Annotated in this window: 3 protein-coding genes; all 3 read left to right on the forward strand. The window is 29.0% G+C overall.

All coding sequences use genetic code 11. From position 1 onward, the window contains the following. Positions 1–153: 153 nt before the first annotated feature. From ACMOUI_RS12780 to fcl, 3 genes are read left to right on the forward strand one after another with little or no spacing between them, the layout of a single operon-like run. Positions 154–1,239, forward strand: a complete 1,086-nt coding sequence (locus ACMOUI_RS12780) for a mannose-1-phosphate guanylyltransferase (RefSeq protein ID WP_418966079.1) — start codon at positions 154–156, stop codon at positions 1,237–1,239. 1 nt (position 1,240) lies between these two features. Further along, positions 1,241–2,329, forward strand: a complete 1,089-nt coding sequence (gene gmd / locus ACMOUI_RS12785; RefSeq protein WP_418966080.1) for a GDP-mannose 4,6-dehydratase — start codon at positions 1,241–1,243, stop codon at positions 2,327–2,329. An 8-nt stretch (positions 2,330–2,337) separates the two neighbouring features. Next, positions 2,338–3,276 (forward strand): GDP-L-fucose synthase, encoded by a 939-nt coding sequence (fcl, locus tag ACMOUI_RS12790; RefSeq protein WP_418966081.1) that lies wholly within the window; start codon positions 2,338–2,340, stop codon positions 3,274–3,276. Positions 3,277–3,298: the final 22 nt, after the last annotated feature.

The raw sequence follows: 3,298 nt of genomic DNA on the forward strand, positions 1-3,298 counted from the left end.
AGTTAGTACAAATAAAAATATAAAAAAAGTTTTTAAAGATATAAAAATTAGAAATGATATATATATAAACAATGGATATAGTAAAATTCACTGTATAGATAATTTTATAATAGAAATAGTAAAGTATATTTTAGGATAGGATTAGGAGGAGAGATGCTTACAGCAATAATAATGGCTGGAGGAAGTGGAGAAAGATTTTGGCCACTATCAACGCCAGAAAAGCCAAAACAATTACTTAATATATTTTCTGAAAAAACAATGATAAGAGAAACAGTAGAAAGAATACTTCCAATAATTCCTCGGGAAAATATATTTATCGCAACAAATGAACTGCAGGCAACAGCAGTAAAAGAAGAATTAAAAGACATACCAGAAGAAAATATAATAATAGAACCAGCTTTTAAAGATACAGCAGCAGCTATAGGGTATTCAGCTCTTATAATAGAGGAAAGATTTAAAAGCAAATTAAAGAGAGATGAAAAAATAGAAATTGTAGTATTAGCTTCAGATCATTTAATAAAAAGAGAGTCAGAGTTTAGAAAAATAGTAAAATTAGGAGCGAAAGAGGCAACAACAAATGGAGTTATTATAACTTTAGGAATTAAACCAAATAAGCCTGAAACAGGTTATGGATATATTGAGGTTAAAGAAGAAAATAAATTAATCTTAAATAATATCTATAAGGTTAGAAGGTTTCGGGAAAAACCTAATTTAGAAACAGCAGAGAGCTATATAAGTTCAGGAAAATATTTATGGAACTCAGGAATGTTTATATTTACAACTGAAACTATTTTTAAAAATTTTGATGTTTTAATGGAAGAGCATGCTGAAATATTTCAATCTATCAGAAAAAAACTAATTAATAATATCTCAGGACTAGAACTTACAAATTTAGTAAGGGAAGATTTTAAAAAGTTTGAGAAAATATCAATAGACTTTGGAATAATGGAATATTCTAAAAATATAAGAGTTATACCTGTAGATATAGAATGGAATGATATTGGGTCATTTAATGCATTAGAAGAAGTATTTGAAAAAAATAGTTCAGGAAATGTTGTTAGATATTGTAATATAAGAGAGATAGATTCATCAGATAATATTGTTATAGGTGATGGTATAACAATTTCTCTTCTAGGTGTAAAGGATTTAGTTATAGTTAAAAATGGAAAAAATATTTTAGTTGCTGATAAAAATAGAACACAGGATATAAAGAAAATTATAAAAAAAGGGGAAGAATAGAATGGATAAAAAAGTGGCACTAATAACAGGAATAACAGGACAAGATGGTTCATATTTAGCAGAATTTCTTTTAGAAAAGGGATATGAAGTACATGGAATAATAAGAAGAGCATCATCTTTTAATACACAGAGAATTGAGCACTTATATATTGATGAATTAATAGAAGATATGCATAAAGATAGAAAAGTAAAATTACACTATGGAGATATGACAGACTCTATGAGTCTGACAAGATTAATAAGAGAGATAAAACCAACAGAAATATATAACTTAGCAGCCCAGTCACATGTTAAGGTTTCTTTTGAAGTACCTGAGTATACAGCAGATGCAGATGCAGTTGGAACTTTAAGAATACTAGAAGCAGTTAGATTCTTAGGAATGGAGAAAACTTGTAAAATATATCAAGCTTCAACATCGGAATTATTTGGAAAAGTACAAGAGGTTCCTCAAAAAGAAACAACACCATTTTATCCAACATCACCATATGCTGTTGCAAAACAATATGGATATTGGATAACTAAAAACTATAGAGAAGCATATGGGATGTTTGCAGTAAATGGAATACTTTTCAATCATGAATCAGAAAGAAGAGGAGAGACATTTGTAACTAGAAAGATAACTTTGGCAGCAGCAAGAATTGCAAAAGGATACCAAAAAAGATTATATTTAGGAAATCTTGATGCGCTAAGAGATTGGGGACATGCTAAGGATTATGTAGAATGTATGTGGATGATACTTCAACATCACACACCAGAGGATTTTGTTATTGCAACAGGAGAGCAGTATTCAGTAAGAGAGTTCTGCAACTATGCATTTAAAGAGATTGGAATAGAATTAGAGTGGAAAGGTTCAGGAGTAGAGGAAAAAGGATATAATAAAGCAACAGGTGAATGTTTAATTGAAGTAGACCCTCAATATTTTAGACCATCAGAAGTTGAAACTCTTTTAGGAGATCCTACAAAAGCTAAAACAGTTTTAGGATGGAATCCAAGAAAAACATCATTTGAAGAGTTAGTAAGAGGAATGGTAAAACATGATCTTGAATTCGTAGAAAAAGAACATAATGCTAGAATGATAGTAAAAAGATAGGTGGAAAAATGGAAAAAAATTCTAAAATATATGTAGCTGGTCATAAAGGAATGGTTGGATCAGCAATAGTAAGAAGATTAGAAGAAAATGGATATACAAATATTATATATAGAACTTCAGTGGAGCTTGATTTAAGAAATCAAGCCGCTGTTGAAAAATTCTTTGTGGAAGAAAAACCAGAATATGTATTTTTAGCAGCAGCAAAAGTTGGAGGAATACATGCAAACAATACATATCCAGCAGAATTTATATATGATAATCTAATGATAGAAACAAATATTATAAATTCATCATATAAAAATAAAGTTAAAAAATTATTATTTTTAGGAAGTTCGTGTATATATCCTAAATTTGCACAGCAACCAATAAAAGAGGAGTACTTATTAACAGGAGCTTTAGAAGAGACAAATGAAGCTTATGCAATAGCAAAGATAACAGGTATAGAGTTATGTAAATTTTATAGAAGACAATATGGTTGTGATTTTATATCAGCAATGCCAACAAACTTATATGGTATAAATGATAATTTTAATTTAGAAACATCTCATGTTATGCCTGCACTTATTAGAAAATTTCATGAAGCTAAAATAAATAACTCTAAAGAAGTAGTTATGTGGGGAACGGGAAAACCAAGAAGAGAGTTTATGTATGTAGATGATTTAGCAGATTCTTTAATACATTTGATGTTAAATTATTCTGATGAAATCCATGTAAACCTTGGAACAGGAGAGGATATAGAGATTGGAGAACTAGCTAATTTAATTAAAGAGATAGTTGGATATGAAGGTAAAATAGTAAATGATTTAACAAAACCAGATGGGACTCCTAGAAAACTTCTTGATGTGACAAGATTAAATTCAACAGGATTTAAACATAAGGTTGAATTAAAAGAAGGAATAGAGAAAGTTTACAAATGGTTTTTAGAAAATGAAGGTATGAGAAAATAATGGAAATTGATTTATATAAAAA

Origin of the sequence: Cetobacterium sp. (genome assembly GCF_048470075.1) — a bacterium.
GTDB lineage: Bacteria > Fusobacteriota > Fusobacteriia > Fusobacteriales > Fusobacteriaceae > Cetobacterium_A.